The organism is Pseudoalteromonas xiamenensis (assembly GCF_017638925.1).
In the GTDB taxonomy this organism is placed as follows: domain Bacteria; phylum Pseudomonadota; class Gammaproteobacteria; order Enterobacterales; family Alteromonadaceae; genus Pseudoalteromonas; species Pseudoalteromonas xiamenensis.
The window spans coordinates 332,221-358,312 of record NZ_CP072133.1 but is presented as its reverse complement, the minus strand read 5'-3'; the positions used below and the strand labels follow the sequence as shown (position 1 = coordinate 358,312).

Genomic DNA, 26,092 nt, shown 5'->3' with positions numbered 1-26,092 from the left:
TTTACCCTCCACGGCTAAACCAGAAATTGAAAAGGCAAGCGCGTGACTAGGAAAAATGCAAATACATTTATTGCCCTAGCGATTACCTGCTTTCTTTTCCTATGCATTGGTTTGTTCAGTTTTAATCAAGTCAAGCAAAGTAATCAGCAGAATATCAAAGAACTAAGTCTCAAAATGGTTCAGGATGTAAACCTTCAGTTAGAAGACATTCGGAACTCAATTCAACGTGACGATGTGCTTTCCCCTCAATGTGAAGAACCTACGCTCAATTTTATGCGCCGAGCGGTATTTGAACACCCTGCAATGAGTGAAATTGGGATAGTCGATGAACATGGAATGTTGATTTGCAATTCATTTGGTCGCTTATCTCCGCCAGTACAAACTACAAGTCCAATCAAAGAGTATCAATTGCGTTACTACGGTCCGATAATCAGCGATTATTTAGGTGCTTCTTCGTTTGTCATTGCAAGAACACGCAAAGACCATTTTGAAGTCAATGCACTCATTCCCACGGGTTGGTTTGCAAATATGATTAAGTTGCCTGAGTCGACGCACGTAAGTTATGTTGCTATCGTCGATATGCTGACTGGCGTGCCAATCTTTAAGCATGGTACCTATAGTTTGCCACTTGAACATGCGCTTTTCCCAATTGAAATTGAATCCTTGGAATACACAGGACAATTTGACGATTTACAAAGTAAATATCTATTTATTAGTAAGTTTAGTGCGTTGCCGTCACTTGGGCTGGTTATCGCTATTGATGACAAGCAGCTTATTCATTGGAACCATAATTGGCTAGTCATTGCTTTTTTACTCTTTATTGGTTTCTTTTATGCCATTGTTAAAGGTTTGAATTACTTAGACTTACTGAATCGGAACACTAAAGCACAAATTTTGGAAGCGCTTCAAAATGATGAGTTTTATAACGTTTATCAGCCTTTTGTCGATAACAGTACCGGGAAGGTGATTGGAGCAGAAGTGCTAATGCGTTGGATGCATCCGATTGAAGGCGAGACTCGGTCCAGCCTATTTTATTCCAGAGGCAGAGCGTGATGGTTCCATTCTCGAGTTATCAATCAAACAAATTGATAACGCAATTAGAGATTTGCCGTCGAAAGAGGACTTGGGAAGTGATTTTAAACTGTCTTTGAACGCAAATGGATATTTGTTGTTTAGCCAGAAATATCGACAAGCGGTGCTAAAAGCAGCCAGCTATTTCCCCAAAGTGACTTTGGAGCTCACCGAGCGCGACGTATTAAACGAAGCGGAAAGTAGGCAACAGTTGTTGCTGCTAAGTGAGCAGGGGATTGAAATCGCGATTGACGATTTTGGTACGGGCTATAGTGGCTTGCAATACTTGCAACAATTCCCAATCGATCTACTTAAAATTGATCAAAGTTTTGTTGCGTCTATCGGACTGGCAAACTTACAAGCTCCGGTGTTGGATGCCATTATCGATATGGCAAATAAACTGGGTAAAAAGTTAATAGCAGAGGGCGTTGAAACAGCGACTCAGCAACACTATCTTACAGAAAAAGGCGTTTACATTCATCAAGGCTGGCTATATTCTAAACCGTTGAAAGGTGGAGATTTCATTAACTTCTTTAATGAAATTAATAAGCACGATTGTCAGCAGGAAAACGGAATTGAACATAACAGAAAACAAAACAGTCATTCTTCAACATCTAAACACTATTCATAATTTCTTATCAAAAACCTACTGGTGTGAAGGCATCCCAAAAGAATTAATTCAAAAAGCCATCGAAAACAGTCTATCTTTTGCCATTATTAAGGATGAACAATTAGTCGGTTTCGCTCGCGTTATTACGGACAAGGCGACATTTGCCTATCTAGCTGATGTATTTATAGTTGACAGCCATCGAGGCCAAGGTCTTTCAGTCAAATTGATGGATTATATTCAGGCACATTCAGACCTTCAGGGGTTGAGACGTTTTATGCTGGCCACAAGAGACGCGCATGGCCTTTATGAAAAGTATAACTTTACGCCTGTTGTGGATGCCAAACCATTTATGCAAATAAATGTTCCTGACATCTATATGAATTGAAGGCTGGTTAAAACCCAGCCTTGTGCTTAGAGTGCTATTGATAAAGCGGATTGAGCGTTTGCAATCGCTGTGTCCGCTTCGCCCATCGCGAGTCCTTCCACGTAAACAAAATTCACGTTTTTTAACCCGACAAATGCAAATACGTCTTTTATAAATTGCGTTTGTGAATCCATCGGTGTTCCATGATACTTACCACCGCGAGTCGCAATCACATAAACAGGCTTGTCGTCCAATAAACCCACAGGTCCATTTTCAGTATAGTTAAATGTAACACCCGCTCGGGCTAAACGATCAATCCAACTTTTAAAGTTAGAAGGTACAGCAAAGTTGTACATTGGTAGACCGATCAAAATGACATCAGCGGCTTTAACTTCTTCAACAACCGCATCAGAAATCGCTTTCAATTCACGTTGCTCAGGTGTTATTTGATCCACAGTGGCCATCCAAGCCCCCATTTCGTGTTGAGATAGGTGAGGCAGTGGTGCAGCCCCTAAATCTCGTACCGTCGTATTTGAGTTGTCATTTAATGACAATACTTCGTCAATAAGTTTGTTTGAAATACTGTTTGCGCCATTGATCGAACTTTTAATCGCTAAAATCTTTTTCATGATGAACTCCAATTAGTGTTTGAACCTATTGTATTTCGAATTTGATAGATTAATATTTGCAAAAAGCGCTAGATTTATTCGGATTTATAGAACGATGCTAAGAGTAACATTAGAACAGTGGCGTATGTTTCAAGCGGTGGTTGAATTTGGTGGATTCAATCAAGCTGCTGCAAATGTGCATAAGAGTCAAAGCAGCATTCATACTGCAGTACAAAAAATAGAATCAGCTTTAAATGTTAAACTTTTCAAAGTAGAAGGGCGAAAAACTTTGTTAACGGAAGCTGGAGAAATGATGCTTCGTCGCGCCAACTACTTACTTAACGAGGCCGCCAAAGTAGAAGCTGTTGGTGTGACACTTTCAGAAGGTATTGAAACCATTCTTAGAATTGCTGTTGACGAAGTATTGCCGAACGAACTTCTGTATAAAAGTCTCGAGACAACGTCTGCGCAATTTCCTCTGCTTCGCATCGAACTTATTGAGACTATCTTAAATGGCTCGTCGGAATTGCTTGAAAACGACAAAGTCGACATTGCGATTGCCGCAGAGCCTTTAATGGAGGGATTCAGTGAAGAATTATGTGAACTTGATTTTATTGCGGTGGCAAGCCCATCTCATCCACTGCATCAACTTCAACGAGAGGTTACGCTCGAAGATCTGAAACTCTATCGTCAAATTGTTATCCGTGATTCTGCAACGCAGGAGAAGCGAGATTCTGGTTGGTTGGGTGCAGAGCAGCGCTGGACGGTTAGTCACTTATCAACATCAGTGGATATGATCAAAAATGGATTGGGTTTTGCGTGGCTGCCAAAACCAGCCATTGCTAATGCACTAGAACAGGGCGATTTACTTCCACTTCACCTTGAACACAACAGCACGAGACGCGCTCAGTTGTATTTAGTTTTTAAAGATGGCGATAGGTTGAGTCCTGCAGCACGATGCTTTATCGGCGAGTTGAGGCACCTTAGTTTGTCGTGTCCCAATGCTGGATAGCGAAAGCGTCTTTACAGTAAGCAGCGAACGACATAGAAATAATATAAAAAAAACCCCTCTTGCGAGGGGTTTTGGGTAACTCAGCGCCTAAGGCACTGGGAATGAGGACGGTACATGGTGTTCGTGTTTTTTACTACCGCACTGAAATTATCTAACTATGCGAACGTCATTTCTGGAATGTCGCCTTCAACAATTAGCTTACCCGCTGTTTTGCTGATAATTTCATCCACACTAACACCTGGTGCGCGTTCTAGCAAATAAAACGCGCCATCTTTTACTTCTAAAACCGCTAAATCAGTCACGATTTTTTTAACGCAATTTACACCAGTTAAGGGTAACGAACATTGCTCAAGTAATTTGGATTCACCATGTTTACTTGCGTGTGTCATGGTGACGATAATATTCTGCGCGCCAGCAACTAAGTCCATCGCGCCGCCCATGCCTTTAATTAGCTTTTTAGGGATCATCCACGAGGCGATGTTACCGTGCTGGTCAACTTCAAATGCACCTAGAACCGTCAAGTCTACATGACCTCCACGGATCATTGCAAAGCTCTCAGCACTATTGAAAATAGCTGCACCTTTGACAGTTGTCACGGTTTCTTTACCCGCGTTGATCATATCAGCGTCTAATTCTGCTTCTGTCGGGTATTGACCCATACCGAGCAAACCATTCTCGGATTGAAGCATAACTTCAATGCCATCAGGCACATAGTTAGCAACTAGGGTAGGGATGCCAATGCCTAAATTTACGTAAAAGCCGTCTTGAAGCTCTTGAGCAACACGCATAGCTACTTGTTCACGAGATAATGCCATTTTTATTCTCCTTAGCTACGAACGGTTCGACGTTCGATACGTTTTTCAAACGTACCTTTGATAACGCGATTAACGTAAATACCTGGTGTATGAATTTGTGATGGTTCAAGTTCGCCGGACTCAACGATTTCTTCAACTTCTGCGACCGTAATTTTACCGGCGGTTGCAGCCATTGGATTAAAGTTCATGGCTGTGTGGCGAAAAACGAGATTTCCATAACGATCTGCTTTCCATGCTTTAACAATCGCGAATTCACCCGTAATCGATTCTTCTAGAATATATGGGCGGCCATTAAATTCTTTAACTTCTTTCCCTTCGGCAATCGGCGTACCGTAACCTGTAGCCGTGTAAAACGCTGGAATACCAGCACCGCCAGCACGCATTTTCTCAGCGAGAGTGCCCTGAGGCGTCAATTCGACCTCTAACAAGCCATCTAACAATTGTTGTTCGAAAATGGCATTTTCACCTACGTAGGAAGCAATGATTTTCTTAATTTGACGGTCGTGAAGTAATACACCCAAACCAAAATCGTCAACACCACAGTTGTTCGAAACTACAGTCAAATCTTTAGTACCTAAACGTTTGATTTCAGCAATCAAGCCTTCTGGAATACCACAAAGCCCAAAACCACCAGCGATAATCGTATCGCCATCTTTCAAACCAGACATCGCTTCTTCGTAGGTCGAAACTACTTTATCGAAACCGGCCATGAGACCACTCCTAAAACAGTTATTATTATGCACTTCCCGTTGTGGGACTTCGCTTTACTCAAATCACTACGATTTTCGACGTAATCCGAGTCGGGCTTAACGCACGGAAACTTTACCAAGCGAGATTATGCGCATTGACTTTTTAATGCTAATGAAACTTTGCTAACAGGCGCTTTATTTAATGCATCGCAAATTTGCCATCCCGCTCTGGCAAGCCTTTCTAAATCAATTCCAGTGTAAATGCCAAGTCCTTCGAGTAAGTATACTACGTCTTCTGTGGCAACATTTCCTGACGCCCCTTTTGCGTATGGACACCCTCCGAGTCCTGCAACCGCACTGTCTATGACACTAATGCCCATCTCAAGGGCTTTGTGAATGTTGGCAAGTGCTTGTCCATAGGTATCATGAAAATGCACAGCCAGCTTGTCTCTGGGTATGTTAGCGAGCAGAAGTGAAAGCAGATTTTGTACTTTGTTTGGTGTACCTACGCCTATGGTGTCACCAAGGCTCACTTCATAACAGCCGAATGCCAACAATTGTTTACACACATCAAGGACTTGCTCTGGTTGCACTTCGCCTTGGTACGGACAACCTACGACACAACTAACATAACCCCGAACACGTATATTGTTCGCTTTAGCTAATTCCATCACAGGTATAAAGCGTTCGATACTTTCGCTTATAGAGCAATTAATGTTTTTCTGCGTAAAGGCTTCACTGGCGGCAGTAAAAATAGCGAATTCTTTTACGCCAGACTGAAGAGCGAGTTCAGCGCCTTTGACGTTAGGGGTTAACGCACTTAGCTCGACATCAGATGGAACAGAAAGGCCGGCAATTACATCCAATGAATCCGCCATTTGTGGCACCCATTTAGGTGACACAAACGCACCAGCCTCTATATTCTTGAGACCTGCACCAGCAAGGGCGTCAATTAGGGCAATTTTTTGTGCTGTTGATACGCTTTGTTCATTTTGCAAACCATCACGTGCACCAACTTCAACGATTCGGACCATTTCAGGGTAAGCCATTACGCTTCCTCCGCATCGACTATGGCCAGCATCGCACCATGGCTAACTAATTCGCCTTCCGCGAAACAATATGATGCCAATGTGCCGTCAAATGGTGCGTTTAGCGTGTACTCCATTTTCATTGCTTCAATAACAACGACAGGATCGCCTTTTTTCAGTTTTGTACCGACCGACTGCAGATGCTTAACAACAGTACCATTAAGCGGTGCGGCAAGGGGGGCAGCTTCATGCTCATGGTCACTGACGTAGTGTTTAGAACTTAGCGCTAAGGTAAATTGATGAGGTCCAAACATAACCGTGATTGATTCTTCATTCAAGACAACATGAGCCGTCAATTTTTTACCGTCAATCGACGCACTCAGTATTTGTCCATCCAATTGACCTTGTGCGATGACATTGTCGCCAGCAATATCTAAATGCCAGGCTTCCTCGACACGTGTTGCGAGTGTTTTTACATCAACAAATGGGATTTTGATCACCGCATTTTGATTAAGTCGAAATCCGATATTTTTCCAAGGTGTTTTTTTGCAGGGATTTTGATGTAAAACGTACGCAAGTGCAGCTAACTCAGTCATGGTTCTTTCTGGCACAGCAAAGTGCGTTAACACCTCAGTTTGCGTGTCGATAAAATGCGTATCTGGCGCACCCGCTTTAAACGTACCATGATTCGCCAAATGATGTAGAAAAGCGATGTTGCTTTTTAGGCCGCTTAAATGTACTTGCTCAAGTGCATGGCTCAATTTGTTGAGTGCGACTTCGCGTGTTTCACCATGAACAATCAGTTTAGCAATCATCGGGTCATAAAAGGGGCTTATCTCGTCGCCACATTGCACGCCCGTGTCTATTCGTACACCAAATGCCTCCGCAGGGAAAGTCAAACAGGATAACGTGCCTGAACAAGGCATAAAGTTTTCTGTCGGATCTTCAGCGTAAATACGCGCTTCGAAACTATGGCCTGACAGGGTAATTTGTTCTTGTGTTAGAGGCAGTTTTTCGCCATTGGCAACACGTATTTGCCATGCGACTAAGTCTTGTCCCGTGACCATTTCAGTTACTGGGTGCTCGACCTGAAGACGAGTATTCATCTCCATAAAGAAGAATTCATTTCCACATAATAGGAATTCAACTGTACCCGCACCACGGTAGTTGATTGCTTGAGCACAACGTACTGCGGCTTCACCCATTGCTTTTCGTAATTCAGCGCTTAGTCCAGGAGCTGGTGCTTCTTCAATGACTTTTTGATGGCGGCGTTGCAAAGAACAATCGCGGTCACCTAAATACACCGCGTTTCCATGATTGTCTGCAAACACTTGGACTTCGACGTGACGTGGCTTATCGACGAAACGTTCAATGAGTACTAAATCGTTACCAAAACTGGCTTTTGCTTCTCGTTTAGCGCCCTCTAAGGCTGAGATAAAGTCAGCAGCGGCTCGCACTACACGCATGCCTTTTCCGCCACCGCCAAACGCGGCCTTGATAAGAACAGGATAGCCAATCTTTTCGGCTTCACTAGCGAGGAATTGAGTATCTTGGTTTTGACCATAGTAGCCAGGAACTAACGGTACATTCGCCTCAGCCATAATTTCTTTAGCGCGCGTTTTTGAACCCATTGCTTCGATAGCAGACGTAGGAGGGCCAATAAAGACGATGCCCACTTCTTCACACGTATTAGCAAACGAATCGTTTTCAGATAGGAATCCATAGCCTGGGTGAACACAATCGGCGCCAGCTCGTTTTGCTACTTCTAAAATTTTCGACGCAACTAAGTAGCTGTCTTTCGTTGGTGCAGGGCCGATATGGTAGGCTTCATCGGCCATTTTTACGTGTTGACTATTGGCATCAGCATCAGAGTACACCGCCACAGTCGTCATACCGAGTGACTTAGCCGTTTTCATAACTCGGCAGGCGATTTCACCACGATTAGCAATTAAAATTTTCTTTAACATACCGATTTCCTTATTGCTCAGCGTCGTGTTGCCAAGTTGGTTTTCGTTTTTCAAAAAAGGCGCTTAAACCTTCTTGACCTTCAGCACTGACGCGAATTTCAGCAATGCGTTTTGCAGTATGACGAATTAACGAATCATCGATTGCGAAGCCCGCAACTTCGTTGATTAACGACTTAGCGCTTTTCACCGCCATCGGTCCGTTATTCAGAATTGTGTCAATGAAATGCGCTTGACTTAGCGACAAATCTTCGCTGATGGCGTGCAGTAATCCCATTGAAAGGGCTTGCTCCGAGTCGAAAACTTCGGCAGTTAAAAAATAGCGACGAGCATGTCGCTCACCGATTGCGCGAATAACATAAGGGCTAATTACCGCAGGAATTAGGCCGAGCTTTACTTCACTTAGACAGAACTTTGCATCGGGCGTCGCTACTGCGATATCACAGCACGCGATCAAACCGAGTGCGCCGCCAAACGCAGCACCTTGTACTAAACACACGGTTGGATGTGGGCAATTGGCAAGCACATTCATCAAACGCGCGAGACTCCATCGAGTCTGCTACGTTTTCTTCATAGTTATTGTCTGCCATGGACTTCATCCAAGCGAGGTCTGCGCCTGCCGAGAAATGCTTTCCTTCGGTTTTAAAAACCAATGCGCGGACGTCTAAGGTGCTCGCGTATTCGATATTTTTAATAAGTTCGGCAATCACTTCACTGTTAAAGGCGTTGTGTTTTTCAGGGCGACTTAGTAATAAAATCGCCACTTTGCTTTTTGTAATTGTTAATGTAACTGACATACCATGCTTCCTTACATACGGAAAACGCCGAACTTCGACTCTCGCTTAGGCGCATTCGCAGCGGCCTCAAGTGCAAGCCCAAGCACGGTACGTGTGTCTGCAGGGTCGATAATGCCATCATCCCACAGGCGAGCGCTTGCGTAGTAAGGGTGACCTTGACGCTCATATTGTTCGATAATTGGCTTTTTAAATTCAGCGACTTCAGATTCACTCATTGCTTGGCCTTTACGAGCTAGACCATCCTGACGTACTTGCGTCAATACGCCAGCCGCTTGTTCTCCACCCATGACCGAAATACGCGCATTTGGCCACATCCACATCATGGTGGGTTCATAAGCTCGACCACACATACCATAGTTACCAGCCCCATAAGAGCCACCAATAAGCACAGTGAACTTAGGAACGTCCGCACACGAAACGGCAGTAACCATTTTCGCGCCGTGTTTTGCAATACCTTCCGCTTCGTACTTCTGTCCTACCATAAAGCCAGTAATGTTCTGTAAGAAAATGAGAGGAATATTACGCTGTGTACAAAGTTCGATGAAGTGAGCACCTTTTTGTGCAGATTCAGAGAACAAGATGCCATTATTTGCGACAATACCGACCGGGTGTCCGAATATCTCAGCAAAACCGGTCACGAGTGTTTCTCCGAAGAAACGCTTAAATTCATCAAATTGCGAATCGTCTACAATACGCGCAATGACTTCACGTACGTCGAATGGTTTTTTAAGGTCTGTTCCGACAATGCCATAGATTTCACGAATGTCGTACCTTGGTGCTTTCGCTTCTTTTAGAATTGGCGAAGTAGGGCGGACATGGTTTAAACGAGAAATACATTGGCGTGCAATTGAAAGTGCATGGGCGTCATTCTCAGCGTAATGGTCTGCAACGCCAGAAACTTTGCAATGTACATCAGCGCCACCCAGATTTTCAGCACTAACTTCTTCACCCGTAGCCGCTTTTACAAGAGGCGGACCCGCGAGGAAAATAGTCCCTTGGTTTTTAACGATAATACTTTCATCGGCCATCGCGGGTACATACGCACCACCTGCCGTGCATAAGCCCATCACCACCGCAATTTGTGGAATGCCTTTGGCAGACATGCGCGCTTGATTATAGAAAATACGACCGAAATGTAGTTTATCCGGGAAAACCTCATCTTGTTCTGGTAGGTTCGCGCCGCCTGAATCCACTAGATAAATACAAGGTAAGTGACAACGTTCAGCGATTTCTTGTGCTCGGAGATGCTTTTTGACCGTGATAGGGAAGTAAGTGCCGCCTTTAACTGTCGCGTCGTTAGCTACAATCATACACTCAATGCCTTTAACACGCCCTATACCAGCAACAACACCAGCACACGGAATGTCTTGCTCGTAAACACCAAACGCGGCAAATTGCCCGATTTCCAAAAAAGGCGAACCTTCATCGAGTAGTGTTTCAATTCTGTCTCGAACGAAAAGCTTTCCACGGCTTTCGTGTCGAGCAATGAGTTCCTCACCGCCACCTTGCGCTAACGTTGAAACCTTGTCGCGAAGGTCAGCTACAAGCGCTGCCATCGCATTTTCTTTTTCTTTAAATATCGGGTCATGAATGTTGACCGATGAATTCAATACCGTCATGGCTAATCCTTAGCGACTTTCGTTAAATAACTCACGACCAATCAGCATGCGGCGGATTTCTGATGTACCGGCGCCAATTTCGTAAAGTTTAGCATCACGAAGTAGGCGACCCGTGGCGTATTCGTTGATGTAACCGTTACCACCTAGAATTTGGATCGCATCGAGCGCCATTTTTGTTGCAAGCTCTGCAGCATAAAGGATTGCACCCGCAGCATCTTTGCGCGTGGTTTCACCGCGGTCGCAAGATTTCGCTACAGTATAAACGTACGAACGCGCTGCATTCATTTGTGTGTACATGTCGGCGATTTTGCCCTGAATAAGTTGGAATTCACCGATAGACTGATTAAATTGTTTACGTTCATGGATGTAAGGTACAACGACATCCATACACGCCTGCATGATCCCAAGAGGGCCACCAGCAAGTACTACACGCTCGTAATCCAGACCGCTCATAAGCACTTTAACGCCTTCGTTTAAGTTGCCAAGAATGTTTTCAGCAGGAACCTCACAATTTTCGAAGACAAGTTCACACGTGTTTGAACCGCGCATACCTAACTTGTCTAATTTCTGTGCTGTTGAGAAGCCAGGGAAATTTCTCTCAACGATGAAGGCGGTGATACCTTTAGGCCCTGCATTAATGTCGGTCTTTGCATAAATAACGAAAACATCGGCATCAGGACCATTGGTGATCCACATTTTATTGCCATTAAGAATGAATTTATCGCCTTGTTTTTCTGCTTTCAACTTCATAGAGACAACATCAGAACCTGCGTTAGGTTCACTCATTGCAAGCGCGCCAATATGCTCACCGCTAATCAGTTTTGGGAGGTATTTCTCTTTTTGAGCTTGATTGCCATTACGGTTAATCTGGTTAACACACAGGTTTGAATGCGCACCGTAACTTAAACCAATAGAAGCACTTGCACGGCTTATCTCTTCCATGGCGATAACGTGTTCTAAATAACCAAGTCCTGAACCACCGAACTCTTCAGCTACGGTAATACCAAGTAAACCCATCTCACCGAATTTTGGCCACATGTGATTTGGGAACGCATTCTCGTGGTCGGTTTTTTCAGCAATAGGCGCAATTTCATTGCTCGCAAACTCATTTACATGGTCGCGGATCATATCTGCTGTTTCGCCTAAACCAAAATTTAACTCTTTGAATAATGATACGGTACTCATCTGTGCTCTATCCTGTGTGAGAGGTTATTTTTCTACATTCTTTAAAGTATCGCGGCAGCGGCGTTCAGCCGTCACTAATTCCATCAATACCACTTTAATATCATCCATTTGCTGTGTTAAATCGGCTTTCTTTTGCTCAATTAGGTCCAGCATCGTACGAAGTTGTTTAGCGCTACTTTTATCTGCATCGTACAACTCAAACAAACGCCCTGTTTCAGCGAGTGAAAATCCTAAACGTTTACCACGTAATATAAGCTTCAAACGTACTTTGTCGCGTTTTGAATATATGCGTGTTTGTCCGTGTCTTACCGGAGACAGCAAACCTTGGTCTTCGTAAAAACGAATACTGCGGGTTGTAATGTCAAATTCTTTCGCGAGATCACTGATTGAATATGTTGGTTCGTTTAAGTCTTGCTTCATTTTCGAGTTGCACCTTTACTACTGATAGGACCAATATAAGTGAAGTTTACGTAAAGGTAAAGTAAAGGGTGTAATTAATACTTTGGTCGGCATTGAGAGAAGTTTTTTGCAACAAAGTGCAGTTGAAACCCTCGCTATGTCTGGAAAATCTGACATAAAAGGGCAAGCAAAGTTTACACTTTAATACGCCGCGATTTTGTTGATTTTAGATTTACGTTGGCGTAAACGTAAATATTAGGTATGCTCAAAACATCTAAAGCATAAGTGATTCGCAGCAATGTGTTTTTCGCCACGAACTTGCAATATCGAACTGCTAGTCTCTATTCAACTACTTAGCAGTTTGTAAGTAAAGGAAAAGCGAGTGAAAAACATAAATTGTTGAACAGGAGATAACAATGAGTAACGAAACTGTAGTGATTGTAGCCGCAAAACGTACCCCTATGGGTGGTTTCATGGGGGCATTAACTGACGCGGCAGCAACCGATTTAGGTGCTACGGCGATTAAGAGTGTTCTTACAGAAACAGGTCTTGCTAACGACGCAATCGATGAAGTCATCATGGGCTGTGTTTTACCTGCGGGACTTGGCCAAGCACCAGCGCGTCAAGCCATGTTACATGCAGGACTTGCTCGCTCTACGGGCGCGACCACTATCAATAAAGTATGTGGTTCAGGACTTAAAGCCGCTATGTTGGCCCACGATTTGATTAAAGCAGGTTCGATTAACAGTGCGATTGCTGGCGGCATGGAAAGCATGTCAAATGCGCCTTACTTCCTACCAAAAGCACGTGGTGGTTTCCGTATGGGCCACGGTGAAATTAAAGACCATATGATGGCTGATGGTTTAGAAGACGCATATGACAATAAAGCGATGGGTTGTTTTGCGCAAGACACTGCAGACCAATATGGTATTACTCGCGAAAATATGGATGAATTTGCGCTTAGTTCGTTAACCAAAGCGAATTCTGCAATTGAAACCGGTGCGTTCAAAAACGAAGTAACGCCAGTTTCTTTGCAAACACGCAAAGGCGAAGTGGTTGTCGATACGGATGAACAACCTGGAAATGCACGTCCAGATAAAATTCCGTCATTACGTCCAGCATTTAAAAAAGACGGTACGATTACGGCTGCAAACTCTTCATCAATCTCTGACGGCGCGGCAGCACTAATCCTTATGAGTGAATCTGAAGCTAAAAAGCACGGATTAACACCGCTTTGTAAAATCGTTTCACACGCAACGCATTCTCAAGCACCAGCTGAATTTACGATTGCACCCGTTGGTGCGATGGAAAAAGTTCTGGCAAAAGCCGGTTGGACGACAGGCGATGTAGACCTTTGGGAAATCAATGAAGCGTTTGCTATGGTCACTATGCTTGCAATCAACGAAATGCATTTAGATGCAAGCAAAGTAAACGTTAACGGCGGCGCTTGTGCGTTAGGCCATCCTATTGGTGCAAGCGGTGCTCGTATTTTAGTCACGCTTATCCATGCACTCCGTAATCGCGGACTGTCAAAAGGAGTTGCGTCGCTTTGTATCGGCGGTGGAGAAGCCGTTGCATTGGCGGTTGAAATCTAAATAAACCAATCTTCAAGCGCCGCTCTATAAAAATACTACGCGGCGCTTTGTCATCAAGTTATCCGGGGAGGAGTGCTCATGCACCACGTACCATTATACATCGGCGGTGAGTTTACACAGTCACAATCTGAACAGTGGATTGATGTTGTAAACCCAGCAAATCAGGAAGTTCTGGCTAAAGTACCTTGTGCAACAGATGCAGAAGTGAAAGCGGCAATTCATTCCGCTCAAGAAGCGTTTAAAACGTGGCGTCATGTTCCTGTGCCTGAACGCGCGCGTATTATGATGAAGTACGCAGCTTTACTAAAGGAACATCAAGAGGAAATTGCAACAATTATCTGTCACGAACTAGGCAAAACATTCGAAGACGCGAAAGGTGATGTTTGGCGTGGTATTGAAGTTGTAGAACAAGCGGCGAACGCGCCAGCGATGATGATGGGCGAAACGGTTGAGAATGTAGCACGCAATATTGATACGTACTCGTATACCCAACCGCTTGGTGTTTGTGCTGGTATTACGCCATTCAACTTCCCTGCAATGATCCCACTTTGGATGTTCCCGATGGCGATTGTTTGTGGTAACACGTTCGTTCTTAAGCCGTCAGAGCAAGATCCACTTACGCCAATGCGTTTGGTTGAATTATTTGAAGAAGCAGGCGCACCAAAAGGCGTGTTGCAAGTTGTTCATGGTACGAAAGCCCAAGTAGACCAATTACTTGAAGCGCCAGAAATTAAAGCGGTGTCGTTCGTTGGTTCTTGTAATGTCGGTCACTACATTTACAGCAAAGGCACACAACATAAAAAACGTGTACAAGCGTGTGTCGGGGCGAAAAACCATATGGTGATTATGCCTGATGCGTCAAAAGCTCAAACGGTCAACAACCTTGTTGGAGCTTCAGTTGGTGCTGGTGGTCAACGCTGTATGGGTATTTCAGTTGCTGTGTTCGTTGGTAGCGCAAAAGAATGGGTCGAAGACATTAAGAAAGGGTTTGAGAACGTTCGCCCAGGCATTTGGAATGATCCTGAAGCGGCCTACGGTCCACAAACAACACCTCAAGCAAAAGCGCGCATCCTTTCTCTAATCCAAAGTGGAAAAGAGGAAGGTGCAACCTGCCTTGTTGATGGTTCTAACTTTACAGTTGAAGGTTATGAGTCTGGTAATTGGGTTGGTCCAACACTTTTCACCGACGTAACGGAAGACATGGCAATCTACAAAGAAGAGATCTTTGGCCCAGTTTTAAGCTGTGTATTTGTGGACACGTTAGATGAAGCTATCGCGCTGATTAACCGTAACCCTTACGGTAACGGTACTTCGCTATTTACTGCAAGCGGTGCAGCAGCGCGTAAATTCCAGCAGCAAATCGAAGTGGGTCAAGTTGGTATCAACATCCCAATTCCAGTGCCACTTCCTTTCTTCTCATTCACTGGCTGGAAAAACTCATTCTACGGTGATCAACACACATATGGTAAGCAAGGTGTTCGCTTCTACACAGAGACGAAAACCATCACATCACGTTGGTTCGATGATGAAGTGGTAACAGGTCCTAATATGAGCATCAATTTACGTTAAAACGTTTTTAAAGGGCAACACACGTTGCCCTTAACCTAATCAAACAAGCGAAAATAACTATTAGGCAGCGTAAACGTTGCTAAATGACAACAGAAGAAGAGGTCCGTATGAACTTTAATATGACCGAAGATCAAAAAGCATTTGCTGAAACGGCTTATCAATTTGCCATGACTGAACTTGCGCCGAACGCAGCAAAATGGGATCAAGAACACATTTTTCCAAAAGACGTAATCAAAAAAGCGGGTGAACTTGGTTTTTGTGGCCTTTACACCCCAGAAGAAGCGGGTGGTCTTGGCTTATCACGTCTAGATTCAAGCATTATTTTTGAACATCTGGCGATGGGTTGTACCGCAACGACGGCCATGCTGACTATTCACAACATGGCGACATGGATGATAGCGAGCTTCGCAACCGAAGAAACAAAAGCAGAGTACATCGACCAATTAGTCATGGGCGAACTGCTTGCGTCGTACTGTTTAACGGAACCGGGTTCTGGTTCTGACGCCGCTTCGCTAAAAACCAAAGCGGTATTGGAAAATGGCGAGTATGTGTTGAACGGCTCGAAAATGTTTATCTCTGGCGCGGGTGAAACAGATGTATTAGTTGTTATGGCACGCACTGGCGAAGACGGCCCAAGTGGTATTTCAGCGTTTGTGGTGCCTGCCAATGCAGAAGGCGTGATTTACGGCAAAGCCGAAGAAAAAATGGGCTGGAACGCTCAGCCTACACGCTTAATTACATTCGAAAACGTACGTATTCCTGCACATAACTTACTTGGCAAAGAAGGCGAAGGCTTTAAGTTTGCAATGATGGGCCTTGATGGTGGTCGCATCAATATTGCTACGTGCTCAATTGGTACCGCGCAACAAGCGCTCAATACGGCAATTAATTATATGCAAGAACGTCAGCAGTTCGGTAAGCCACTCGCGGCATTCCAAGCGCTACAGTTTAAAGTCGCGGATATGAATACCGAACTTGTTGCTGCAAGGCAAATGGTTCGACTAGCCGCGTTTAAACTTGACGAAAAAGATGCAGAAAGAACGACTTACTGTGCAATGGCAAAGCGATTTGCTACTGACATTGGTTTTAAAGTTTGTGACGAGGCGCTGCAAATTCACGGTGGCTATGGTTACATCAAAGAATACCCGTTAGAGCGTCATTTCCGTGATGTACGTGTGCACCAAATTTTGGAAGGCACCAATGAAATCATGCGCGTGATCATCGCTCGTCGTATTTTGGCCGAAGGCGCACAAAGCGTTTTATAAGGAGTTTAAACCATGACTGCACAACTTAAATTAGAAAAACAAGGTCACATTGCTGTTGTCACGATGTCAAACCCACCAGCAAATACCTGGACGCGAGATACCCTTGCAGGTTTACGTGACATGGTTCGCGAGCTAAATGCCGACAAAGCAATCTATGCGCTCGTTATCACAGGCGAAGGCGAAAAGTTCTTTTCTGCAGGTGCAGACTTAAACGTTTTTGCCAGTGGCGACAAAGGTGTAGCGGCAGATATGTCGCGTATTTTCGGAGAAGCATTTGAAACGCTAAGCCAGTTCCGTGGCGTATCTATTGCGGCTATCAATGGCTATGCAATGGGGGGAGGCCTTGAAGTTGCGCTTGCTTGCGATATTCGTATTGCTGAAGCACAAGCGCAAATGGCGCTACCAGAAGCTAAAGTAGGCCTACTGCCATGTGCGGGTGGCACACAAAATCTATCTTGGTTAGTTGGCGAGGGCTGGGCAAAGCGCATGATTCTGTGTGGTGAACGTTTAACTGCAGAGAAAGCGCTTCAAATCGGTCTGGTTGAAGAAATTGTTGAAAAAGGTCAATCGCTTGAAGCCGCAATTTCACTCGCTAAGAAAGTTGAAGAGCAAAGCCCAGTAGCAGTGAGTGCGTGTAAAACGCTAATCCAAAAAGGTCGTACAGGTACAATTGACAGTGCACTGCCACTCGAGCGCGAATTATTCGTCACATTATTTGACACGCAAGATCAGAAAGAAGGCGTAAACGCATTCCTTGAAAAGCGCAAACCAAATTGGGTGAACGGCTAATGAGCGAATTAAACCCATTGAACGACCTAGAGGCGCCAGTGGTGTTTGAAGAGGCGATTGCTGCCAATGGCATGAAAATCGCCTTTGCGACGCTTAATGTGCCAAAAGCACTCAATGCATTGAACTTGGAAATGATCCGTCTTCTTGCTCCCCAGCTTAAAGCATGGGAACAACAAGAAGATATCGCGTTAGTCGTACTTAAAGGTTCTGGTGAAAAAGCCTTTTGCGCGGGTGGCGATGTAGTGAGTCTCTACAAAGCGATGGTATCTGGCGACGAAGCGGGCTACATCGAGACGTTCTTTAGCGAAGAATATGCGCTGGATTACCACATTCACTGTTATGAAAAACCGATTTTGTTGTGGGGTAATGGCATCATTATGGGTGGTGGCCTTGGCTTGATGGCAGGAGCAAGTCACCGCGTTGTTACTGAAACGTCGCGTATTGCAATGCCTGAGATCACTATTGGTTTATACCCCGATGTAGGTGGAAGTTACTTTCTAAATAAGATGCCTGCTGGCGCGGGGTTATTTTTAGGTCTAACGGGAGCGTCTATTAATGCCGGCGATGCAAAGTTTGTTGGTTTAGCAGACTATTTCGTTGATGCTCAGCGGTTTAACGAGCTTGTTTCAACACTATTGGAAACGAACTTTGGGAAAACGGTAGCTCTAAATCATGAAAAGCTAAGTTCTGTTTTACAAAAGCTGGATAATGCCTCTGCTGCCGCACCAAAAAGTGCGGTTAAATCATTAGCCGTTGAACTTGAAAAACTCCAATCTTTAAACTCAATTGACGCGCAAGTTGAGTTTATCTCGTCGCTAGACAGTACAGAAAACAAATGGTTGTCTAAAGCTCAAGCTTCGTTAAAACATGGTTCACCGTTAAGCGCGGTTGTGATTTCTGAGCAAATTAAACGGACAAAAGGGTTGTCGCTTAAGGCCTGTTTTCTGCAAGAGTTATCGATGTCAGTAACATGTGGAAAATTTGGGGAATTCCAAGAAGGTGTGCGAGCGCTTTTAATTGATAAAGATAATTCTCCAAACTGGCGTTTCAAAAATATCAATGATGTTGATTTAAGCGTTGTAGAACAATTTTTTCAAGACCGTTGGGCTGATGGCAATCACCCACTCGCGAGTCTTTAGGAGTCATGTTATGGCAAAAGTAGGATTTATTGGTCTCGGTAACATGGGCGGACCAATGGCTATCAATTTGGTTAAAGCCGGACACGAAGTCACTGTTTTTGACCTATCAGACACTGCTATGGCGCAGTTAAAAGAAGCTGGTGCAGCGCTTGCGGACAAAATCAGTGATGTATGTGCTGACGCAGATTTTGTCGTCAGTATGTTACCTGCGGGCAAACATGTTCGTGCTATTTTCACGGGTGAAGATGGCTTGGTTAATTACCTCGACAAAAAGACACTCGTGATCGATTCTTCAACTATCGATGCGGAAAGTGCTCAGTTTGTTGGAAAGGCATTGGCTCTGGTTGGTATTTCATTCGTAGACGCACCAGTATCAGGTGGTGTCGCGGGCGCTGCTGCCGGTACGCTGACGTTTATTGTGGGTGGTTCTGAAACCAACTTTGATAAAGCTAAGACGGTCCTTTCTCACATGGGGAAGAATATTTTCCATGCAGGTGAAATTGGCGCAGGGCAAGTCGCTAAGATTTGTAATAATATGCTGCTATCAATACTCATGGCAGGGACGAGTGAAGCTCTTCAGCTAGGTGTTGATCATGGCTTGGACGCTAAAGTGCTTAGTGACATTATGCTCGCAAGCTCAGGACGTAATTGGACGCTTGAATTGTATAATCCATGCCCAGACGTTTTGCCCAATGTACCATCAAGTAATGGTTACAAACCAGGTTTTATGGTTGATTTAATGGCAAAAGATTTAGGGTTAGCACAACAAGCTGCTCAACAAACTAACTCAGCAACGCCGATGGGGGCGCTGGCTAAAAATCTATATAACCTAATGCAAAACCAAGGCAAAGGTTCTGAAGATTTCAGCGCTATTTTCAAGTTGTATTCTGAGAAAAAAGGTTAGGGTAATGGATATTCAAAATAAAACAGTCGTGATCACAGGCGGTGCACAAGGTCTCGGTTTCGCTATGGCAACAGAAATGGCGAAACTTGGTGCGAACCTGGCGCTAATCGATATGCAGGAATCTGTGCTTGCTGATGCCAAAGCCGCGTTGTTAAGCCACGGAATTAAAGTCAACACTTACGTGGCAAACGTGAGCGTTGAATCAGACGTTGAAGGTGTCTTTAATCAAATTCGTGATGATTTTGGCAATATTGCGGTGCTGGTAAACAATGCTGGCATTTTACGTGACGGAATGTTGCTTAAATACAAAGAAGGCCAAATCATCGATAAAATGTCGCTGCAACAGTTTCAATCGGTCATCGATGTTAACCTAACCGGCGTATTTCTTTGTGGTCGTGAAGCCGCAATCAAAATGGTTGAGGGTGGTGAGGGCGGCGTGATAATCAATATGTCGAGTGTTGCTAGAGCTGGAAATATGGGTCAAACCAACTATTCAGCTGCTAAAGCAGGCGTCGTTGCGATGACCACAAGTTGGGCAAAAGAACTTGGCCGATACGGTATTCGTGTCGGCGCGATTGCACCTGGTGTCATTCGTACATCGATGACGGATGCTATGAAACCAGAAGCTAAAGAGCGTTTAGTTGCGATGAAACCCGTAGGTCGCTTAGGCGAAGCCGAGGAAATCGCACATACGGCTAAATACATTATCGAAAATGACTTTTTTACAGGTCGTGTAATCGAAATCGACGGTGGTATTCGTCTGTAAGCGTGTTGTCACAAATTAAATGCGCCTTTATGGCGCATTTTTTTTACCAATTACGCGAGTTAACTTTTCAAAGAATAGAATCGGCACTTTTACGTCAATTGACACTGCACAAGTTGTTTAATCCGAAGAGAGATGTTGTTAAACCGAATAGTAAGTCGACGGTCAATGAGGATGGTTTGGTTCTCACTTCTAAAGAAAATATTAAGGATTAGAATGAGTTACAAGAAACACTTATGTGCTTTCGCTGTGGTGGTAAGCGCAATGAATAATGGCTATGCCAACCCTAACGGGGAAATCTTCAACCAGGTATATTTAGGTGAGCAGCAGCCCGCCATGATACCAAAAGTGTTTGCGCCAAACATTATTTCCCTGAGTGGACGTTACGAAGGGGTTATATCATTCACTCCCGATTTGAAAGAAATCTATTTTGGAGCGAATGATAGTGAAAATAAAACGCATATCTATCATACGAAATATACAGGCCAGACTTGGACGCCGGTTACGCTAATTGATTTCACCAAAGGACGAAAAGAAGAAGAAATTCATCCTTTTGTAAGTTTTGATGGGAACAAAATATACTTTACCGCACTCAGTTCCGGCCTCACCTACAATAAAATATGGTACGTAAACAAAACACCCAGTGCCTGGAGCGACGCGCAAGCACTACCAGCACCCGTTAACGAAGACCAAGTATTCTTTCCAATTCAATCGCGTAGCGGTGATCTTTACTACTACAATCTAACAAAAGGTCGGAATTATAAGGCAACGGCTAACGGAGAACATTTTTCAAGTTCGGAAGAGTTGAATATTGATTTTGGTGTGCATGTTTCCATCTCACCAAAGGAAGATTATCTCGTAATGAATGCACGAAACAACACTGAGACCGGTAGACGCGATAACGACCTTTTTGTTTCCTTTAAAACCAAGCAGGGAACTTGGGGGATGCCGATTAATTTAGGCGGGACGGTGAATTCGCACTACAACGATAAAACGCCTACGATTTCTCCCGATGGTAAGTTTCTATTTTTTGGCAGAGACGAAGCGGATGGAAAAGCCAACATCTATTGGGTAAGCACGGAAGTGATTGAGAAAGTACGTCCAAATAATTTATAGCGTGATAGTTCGACAATTTCGTACTCATCATAGAGTTTTTTATTACATTTAAAGATGGAAACTATATGCCTTACGTCAATGTTCAAATAACGAAAGGGGCCACTAGAGAGCAAAAAGCAGAATTGGTGAAAGACATTACTGAGTCTCTCGCGAGAGTGCTAAATAAAAAGCCTGAATATACTCACATTGTGATTCAGGAGATTGAGGAAAGTGATTGGGGATATGCAGGCCTTCTTACAGATGATTGGAAAAAGCAGCAGTCGTAATACGTTTTTGTCGTATAGCCCAATCTAATGGTGCTCGTTCAGAGAATGAAACGAGCACTGGCTTGTTACAAATCAGAAACAGGTACGTCTCCAGCGGACATCTGTGTGATTGGCGCACTGTGCCTAAGCGCAACAGTATTAGCTGGTGTGTTGGCTAGAAAAACAGTTTGTGCACCCTGAGTAAAACTATCATTGTGGATGCACTGAGGCCGAATGGCTAATGCACTGCCATCTAAAGGTATTTCAAACATGGTGAAATGGAATTGTTCTGTTTTTACCGTTCTGTAATAGGGATCTTCATGGCGCTGATCCACTTTTCGGCCTAGCAGTATTCTCGACACCGTCGGAAGACCAAAAACAGGGTCAATACCTTGAGAGGGAAGCCAAATATGCGGAAAAGGATGGTGCTCAACGAAAAGACCTCCTCCTTTTGTTGGGCTAAACTGATAGTCGAGGATATAGTTCGGCAGTTTTTGGTCGTACTGGATACCCCATAAATCCTGATTAAAGCCTAACGCAAACTCTTCTTTTGGCGAAAGTAGTTTTCCCCCGTAGTAAGCGAGAGTTTCTTTAAATTTGATGTCATCGTCGGCACTAACGCCAAACTTTAGCAGCGGAAACGTTAAATTGTCCGATTCGCAAATGAGTTGTCCTGTGCTACCGAATACATTGGATGCTCCATCAAGTCCGTTAATCCCCGCGCCGTTAACGGCAGATACCCAGAATCCACTCACTAAAAGAGCGTGTTTTTGTGACGGTATTCTATTCGAGTATTCTAGCTGTAACGCATTAAGTTCTTCTATCAAACTCGGCTTATTTTGTTCTGGTGCATAGTCGCTTTGAATAACTTGTGTTTGACTAGATGCATCAAGATGAACGCGCGTCCCTGAACGGATAGGACCAAATAAGCCGGTAGTAGTAAGGAGCAATTCATTATTCGAACTGCGATTAAGTACAGCACCATTTAAAAATTCAAAGTTGTTATCGAGGTCCTCGTCTGATACACCTTGGGTGACGTTTTGCCACCTTGGTTCCCGAAATTGACAGTAGCGGTACTCTGCTAATGTTTGATGGCCTTGTGTTTCATTGACTTTACAGGTTACGTGCGACATAGCTATTCCTTAAGTGCGTTGCCATAAATAAACAAGCTGTTTGTGGTAAAAAGTTAACGTCACAACATTAAAGTTCATTTGTAGTAAATCGCACATTACTCGAGATTACATCCTTGAGGTAAGAAACAGTAAAAATTGCTAAGAAGCCGTTAGATACAAAGTGAAAAGCGATGTAGATAAGAGTTCCAATTTAGTCAAATGCTCGCTATTGTTGATTTTTAACGCCTGTAAAGAAGAACAATATGATCCGTGACATGTCAGAAACAGATTTTGAACTGTTTTGGCCAACGTTCCAAAGCATCATCCAAGCGCAGGAAACGTATGCATTCGAGCCTACTTTAAGTAAAGAAGAAGCTTACGAGCTTTGGTGTGTTCAACCGCTTAAAACCTTTGTCTACATTGAAAACGGAACAGTCCTTGGGTCGTACTATTTAAAAGCAAATGCGATGGGGCCAAGTAGTCATGTCAGTAATTGCGGATATATGGTTTGCGAACAGGCGAGAGGAAAAGGCGTTGCCAAAAAATTATGTATACATTCACAATTGGTTGCTAAACAGGAAGGGTTTAAGGCGATGCAGTTTAACAGTGTCGTTTCGACAAATGAGACTGCTGTGTCGCTGTGGCAAAAATTAGGCTTCGAAATTGTCGGGGTGCTACCGAAGGCCTATAAACATTTAAGATTCGGTTATGTAGACAGCTATGTTATGTATAAGTGGTTGTGACGGAATTCAGCTTCGCAGTTAAAGCCGGTTCAAACTGCTAAGTTGAACTAATACGTCGCTTTTAGCGAGATTTTCAAACTCGCCATTAAGCAGATGGTTCTTTTTTAGGAATGTGTCAAGGAGACTGAAATGAAAATTGAAGTGCAAGTGAATGTGGTCGGTTCGTTAACGGCGGCTTGGAATGCGTGGACAACACCAAGTTCAATTCAAGCTTGGAACTTCGCGAGTGATGATTGGTGCTGCCCGCGTGCAGAACTTACATTTGAAGTAGGAGGACGATTTAACTATCGAATGGAGTCCAAAGACGGTCAATTTGGTTTTGATTTCGAGGGTACATTTACGAACATCGTGCCACATAAGGAAATCGCATACAAAATGGATGACGACCGCCATGTGACGATTTATTTTACTGAGCATGATGACAAAATCGTCCTATTAGAACAATTTGATGCTGAAAGTATTCATTCGATTGAGCAACAGAAGGAAGGGTGGCAGTGCATTTTGAATAACTTTAAGAAACATGTTGAGAATGGAGACGTTCGTTCTAAATCATAAATACGTTATTAGCTCAAGCGACTAAATAGGCTGAAATGCACGGTTGTCTTTTTCGTGAAGTTGGTTTATCAGTGAGACAACCGCTTATTCCTTTAATAAGAGTTTTGTTGAACTAGAAGATGTAAGGGTCATTTTATAGATTGAGAACGCAGAGTTACCGATGTTTTCCTGATGACTAAACAAAGCCCCAAGTTTTTTGGCTAATGCAATGGAAGGTAAATTATCTGGGTGAATAATACTTATTAATGCGTCTAGCTTCAATTGCTCAAACGCCCATTGCTTGACTGCAAGTGCACCTTCGTAAGCGTAACCTTTTCCCCAATGCTCAGGAACGATACCCCATCCAATTTCAATCGCAGGCCAGCCTTCTGGTTCAAACAAACCTATGCGGCCCACAAACTCGTTTGTTATTTTATCTTCAACCGCCCATAGCCCAAAACCCTTAAGGTGCCAGTGGCCAATCATCATAGCCATAGAGCGCCAACTCTCTTGTGGAGATAAAGGGACACCGTTTCCGATGAACTTCATGAAGTTTGGATCAGCATAGGCAATTGAAAGGGGCTGGAAATCAGCTTGTCTCCATGCCCGTAATCTTAGTCGCTTCGTTTCAATATTAGGTATTGAATAGAGGTTCTCGTTCACTGTTAATTCAGAACTTTACGAGTTCTAAAGCTTCTGCCTTTCATTTTGCCATCGCCCATAATTTGTAGGGCAATGTTTGCGACCTTTCGCTCTACTGCGACGAAAGAAGTCATGGCTGTTACTTTAATTTTGCCAATTTGAGTCCCTGTTAACTTCCCGTCCGCAGTTAACGCGCCAAGAATATCGCCAGGACGGAGCTTCGCTTTTTTACCACCATCGATTTGAAGTGTGATCATCGGTGCTTTCATGACGCTGTTGCTGAACACGTCGTCTTTAGGCAAGTCACTCGGCTCAATGGTAAAATCGAGATAGTCTTCTAGCGTATTCACTTTGTGCGATTCCTTATAACTCATGATGGAACACGCAACACCTTTATTACCAGCGCGTCCTGTTCTGCCAATTCGATGAACGTGTACTTCTGGGTCATGCGCGATATGATAGTTTATGACCATGTCAACGTGGTCAACATCTATGCCTCGTGCGGCAACGTCGGTAGCTAGTAATATGGTAATACTTTTGTTGGCAAAACGAACTAAAGTGCGGTCGCGGTCTTTTTGTTCTAAATCACCATGAAGTGCCGCTACGTCGAAGCCAAGCTTCATTAAATGGTCACTCACGGTTTGACATTCAGCTTTTGTATTACAGAATACAACCGCGCTACTAGGTTGATGTTGGAGCAGAAGTCGGTGAACTGCATCAATACGCTCCTCGTTAGATTCAACCTCGTAGAAATACTGTTCAATTGAGTTGGCATCATGCTTTGACTCAACAACCACTTTTTCAGGCGCTTTCATTATGTGCTGGCAAAGCTTTTCGATACCTTGAGGGTAGGTTGCACTGAATAACAAATTTTGACGTTGTGCAGGGCAATGCTCAACAATGCATTGTATTGAGTCTTCAAATCCCATTTCCAGCATACGATCGGCTTCGTCTAGCACGAAAGTATTGACTTCATCTAGCGAAAGACGTCCCTTTACCAGATGTTCTTCAATACGTCCCGGTGTACCAACAACGATATGTGCGCCATGTTCTAGTGAACCAATCTGAGGCCCCATCGGAGCACCACCGCATAAAGTGAGGACTTTAATATTGTGAATCGCACGCGCGAGCTTGCGAATCTCAACAGCAACTTGATCGGCCAGTTCACGAGTAGGGCAGACAACAATCGCTTGAACCCTGAAGCGGTCTACATTGAGATTGTGCAAGATCCCTAATGAAAATGCGGCTGTTTTACCAGATCCCGTTTTACCTTGCCCAATGACATCTTTTCCATCCAATATCAATGGTAAAGTCTGCGCTTGAATGTCCGTCATGGTTTCATAACCAAGCGACGAGAGGTTTTCTAAAATTGCAGTGGATAGAGGCGTTTCTGAGAACAATGACTTAGACAAGGTAGTAATCTTCTTTAGATCGAAAAATGAAATTATAACATGCTTCTAGATACAGAAGTAAATTCGTTGTACTAGGGTGTTTTCGTTTAAAATTGCGGTTTAC

26 protein-coding genes and 1 pseudogene are annotated in these 26,092 nt (G+C 43.9%); 15 read left to right on the top strand and 12 right to left on the bottom strand.

Features of this window, described 5'->3' with window-relative positions; all coding sequences use genetic code 11:
- The first annotated feature begins 42 nt into the window (after nt 1–42).
- Genes J5O05_RS21560 through J5O05_RS01855 form a run of 3 tightly spaced genes read left to right on the top strand, consistent with a single transcriptional unit; the run spans nt 43 to nt 2,066 of the window.
- The gene (locus J5O05_RS21560) at nt 43–1,053 is read left to right on the top strand and encodes an EAL domain-containing protein (protein ID WP_244369738.1); all 1,011 of its coding nucleotides are present in this window, start codon (nt 43–45) and stop codon (nt 1,051–1,053) included.
- A complete protein-coding gene (locus tag J5O05_RS21555; RefSeq protein WP_244369737.1) occupies nt 1,004–1,702 on the top strand; it encodes an EAL domain-containing protein in 699 nt (232 codons plus the stop codon). The genes J5O05_RS21560 and J5O05_RS21555 overlap by 50 nt, the downstream gene beginning before the upstream one ends.
- Nucleotides 1,647–2,066 (top strand): GNAT family N-acetyltransferase, encoded by a 420-nt coding sequence (locus tag J5O05_RS01855; protein ID WP_244369735.1) that lies wholly within the window; start codon nt 1,647–1,649, stop codon nt 2,064–2,066. Before J5O05_RS21555 ends, J5O05_RS01855 begins: the two co-directional genes overlap by 56 nt.
- Before the next feature lie 26 nt (nt 2,067–2,092).
- Here J5O05_RS01855 and J5O05_RS01850 read toward each other — a convergent pair whose 3' ends face one another.
- Nucleotides 2,093–2,674, bottom strand: coding sequence for an FMN-dependent NADH-azoreductase (locus J5O05_RS01850; RefSeq protein WP_208843355.1), 582 nt, complete (start codon nt 2,672–2,674; stop codon nt 2,093–2,095).
- Between the two features lie 94 nt (nt 2,675–2,768).
- On the opposite strand from J5O05_RS01850, the gene J5O05_RS01845 reads away from it, so the two are divergent.
- Nucleotides 2,769–3,665, top strand: coding sequence for a LysR family transcriptional regulator (locus J5O05_RS01845; RefSeq protein ID WP_208843354.1), 897 nt, complete (start codon nt 2,769–2,771; stop codon nt 3,663–3,665).
- Nucleotides 3,666–3,820: 155 nt separating this feature from the next.
- Here the strand turns inward: J5O05_RS01845 and J5O05_RS01840 are convergent, their stop codons facing one another.
- The 8 genes and pseudogenes from J5O05_RS01840 to J5O05_RS01805 form a co-directional block, all read right to left on the bottom strand.
- Nucleotides 3,821–4,480, bottom strand: a complete 660-nt coding sequence (locus tag J5O05_RS01840) for a CoA transferase subunit B (protein WP_208843353.1) — start codon at nt 4,478–4,480, stop codon at nt 3,821–3,823.
- A gap of 11 nt (nt 4,481–4,491) precedes the next feature.
- Nucleotides 4,492–5,190, bottom strand: a complete 699-nt coding sequence (locus J5O05_RS01835) for a CoA transferase subunit A (protein ID WP_208843352.1) — start codon at nt 5,188–5,190, stop codon at nt 4,492–4,494.
- A 125-nt stretch (nt 5,191–5,315) separates the two neighbouring features.
- The gene (locus J5O05_RS01830) at nt 5,316–6,218 is read right to left on the bottom strand and encodes a hydroxymethylglutaryl-CoA lyase (RefSeq protein ID WP_208843351.1); all 903 of its coding nucleotides are present in this window, start codon (nt 6,216–6,218) and stop codon (nt 5,316–5,318) included.
- Entirely contained in the window at nt 6,218–8,164 is a 1,947-nt protein-coding gene (locus tag J5O05_RS01825) for an acetyl/propionyl/methylcrotonyl-CoA carboxylase subunit alpha (RefSeq protein WP_208843350.1), read from the bottom strand. The genes J5O05_RS01830 and J5O05_RS01825 overlap by 1 nt, the downstream gene beginning before the upstream one ends.
- Nucleotides 8,165–8,174: 10 nt before the next feature.
- Nucleotides 8,175–8,958: pseudogene (locus tag J5O05_RS01820) on the bottom strand (enoyl-CoA hydratase-related protein).
- 11 nt (nt 8,959–8,969) lie between these two features.
- Entirely contained in the window at nt 8,970–10,577 is a 1,608-nt protein-coding gene (locus J5O05_RS01815) for a carboxyl transferase domain-containing protein (RefSeq protein ID WP_208843349.1), read from the bottom strand.
- Between the two features lie 9 nt (nt 10,578–10,586).
- Nucleotides 10,587–11,762, bottom strand: coding sequence for an isovaleryl-CoA dehydrogenase (locus J5O05_RS01810; protein ID WP_208843348.1), 1,176 nt, complete (start codon nt 11,760–11,762; stop codon nt 10,587–10,589).
- A gap of 24 nt (nt 11,763–11,786) precedes the next feature.
- On the bottom strand, nt 11,787–12,182 hold the full coding sequence (locus tag J5O05_RS01805; protein WP_208843347.1) for a MerR family transcriptional regulator: 396 nt from the start codon (nt 12,180–12,182) through the stop codon (nt 11,787–11,789).
- A gap of 395 nt (nt 12,183–12,577) precedes the next feature.
- Here J5O05_RS01805 and J5O05_RS01800 point away from each other — a divergent pair, with 395 nt between their 5' ends.
- From J5O05_RS01800 to J5O05_RS01760, 9 genes are all read left to right on the top strand, one after another.
- Nucleotides 12,578–13,756, top strand: a complete 1,179-nt coding sequence (locus tag J5O05_RS01800; RefSeq protein WP_208843346.1) for a thiolase family protein — start codon at nt 12,578–12,580, stop codon at nt 13,754–13,756.
- A gap of 78 nt (nt 13,757–13,834) precedes the next feature.
- Complete coding sequence (locus J5O05_RS01795) at nt 13,835–15,325, top strand: CoA-acylating methylmalonate-semialdehyde dehydrogenase (RefSeq protein WP_208843345.1); 1,491 nt, start codon at nt 13,835–13,837, stop codon at nt 15,323–15,325.
- A 107-nt stretch (nt 15,326–15,432) separates the two neighbouring features.
- Nucleotides 15,433–16,590: an acyl-CoA dehydrogenase family protein gene (locus J5O05_RS01790; RefSeq protein ID WP_208843344.1), complete on the top strand. Its 1,158-nt coding sequence runs from the start codon at nt 15,433–15,435 to the stop codon at nt 16,588–16,590.
- A 12-nt stretch (nt 16,591–16,602) separates the two neighbouring features.
- On the top strand, nt 16,603–17,379 hold the full coding sequence (locus J5O05_RS01785; protein WP_208843343.1) for an enoyl-CoA hydratase: 777 nt from the start codon (nt 16,603–16,605) through the stop codon (nt 17,377–17,379).
- A complete protein-coding gene (locus J5O05_RS01780) occupies nt 17,379–18,518 on the top strand; it encodes an enoyl-CoA hydratase/isomerase family protein (protein WP_208843342.1) in 1,140 nt (379 codons plus the stop codon). The genes J5O05_RS01785 and J5O05_RS01780 overlap by 1 nt, the downstream gene beginning before the upstream one ends.
- A 10-nt stretch (nt 18,519–18,528) precedes the next feature.
- On the top strand, nt 18,529–19,422 hold the full coding sequence (gene mmsB / locus J5O05_RS01775) for a 3-hydroxyisobutyrate dehydrogenase (protein ID WP_208843341.1): 894 nt from the start codon (nt 18,529–18,531) through the stop codon (nt 19,420–19,422).
- 4 nt (nt 19,423–19,426) lie between these two features.
- Nucleotides 19,427–20,188 carry an SDR family oxidoreductase gene (locus J5O05_RS01770; RefSeq protein ID WP_208843340.1) on the top strand — a complete coding sequence of 254 codons (762 nt, stop codon included), beginning with the start codon at nt 19,427–19,429 and terminating at the stop codon, nt 20,186–20,188.
- A 213-nt stretch (nt 20,189–20,401) separates the two neighbouring features.
- Nucleotides 20,402–21,301 (top strand): sialidase family protein, encoded by a 900-nt coding sequence (locus J5O05_RS01765; protein ID WP_208843339.1) that lies wholly within the window; start codon nt 20,402–20,404, stop codon nt 21,299–21,301.
- 26 nt (nt 21,302–21,327) lie between these two features.
- Nucleotides 21,328–21,567, top strand: a complete 240-nt coding sequence (locus J5O05_RS01760; RefSeq protein ID WP_341874726.1) for a tautomerase family protein — start codon at nt 21,328–21,330, stop codon at nt 21,565–21,567.
- A 65-nt stretch (nt 21,568–21,632) separates the two neighbouring features.
- Here the strand turns inward: J5O05_RS01760 and J5O05_RS01755 are convergent, their stop codons facing one another.
- Nucleotides 21,633–22,679, bottom strand: a complete 1,047-nt coding sequence (locus J5O05_RS01755; RefSeq protein WP_208843337.1) for a hypothetical protein — start codon at nt 22,677–22,679, stop codon at nt 21,633–21,635.
- 242 nt (nt 22,680–22,921) lie between these two features.
- Between J5O05_RS01755 and J5O05_RS01750 the strand changes: the two genes are divergently transcribed.
- Together J5O05_RS01750 and J5O05_RS01745 are read left to right on the top strand one after the other, a co-directional pair.
- Nucleotides 22,922–23,401: a GNAT family N-acetyltransferase gene (locus J5O05_RS01750; protein WP_208843336.1), complete on the top strand. Its 480-nt coding sequence runs from the start codon at nt 22,922–22,924 to the stop codon at nt 23,399–23,401.
- A 129-nt stretch (nt 23,402–23,530) separates the two neighbouring features.
- Entirely contained in the window at nt 23,531–23,956 is a 426-nt protein-coding gene (locus tag J5O05_RS01745) for an SRPBCC domain-containing protein (RefSeq protein WP_208843335.1), read from the top strand.
- A gap of 84 nt (nt 23,957–24,040) precedes the next feature.
- Here the strand turns inward: J5O05_RS01745 and J5O05_RS01740 are convergent, their stop codons facing one another.
- Nucleotides 24,041–24,598, bottom strand: a complete 558-nt coding sequence (locus J5O05_RS01740; protein ID WP_208843334.1) for a GNAT family N-acetyltransferase — start codon at nt 24,596–24,598, stop codon at nt 24,041–24,043.
- A gap of 2 nt (nt 24,599–24,600) precedes the next feature.
- Nucleotides 24,601–25,989 carry an ATP-dependent RNA helicase DbpA gene (dbpA, locus tag J5O05_RS01735; protein ID WP_208843333.1) on the bottom strand — a complete coding sequence of 463 codons (1,389 nt, stop codon included), beginning with the start codon at nt 25,987–25,989 and terminating at the stop codon, nt 24,601–24,603.
- Nucleotides 25,990–26,092: the final 103 nt, after the last annotated feature.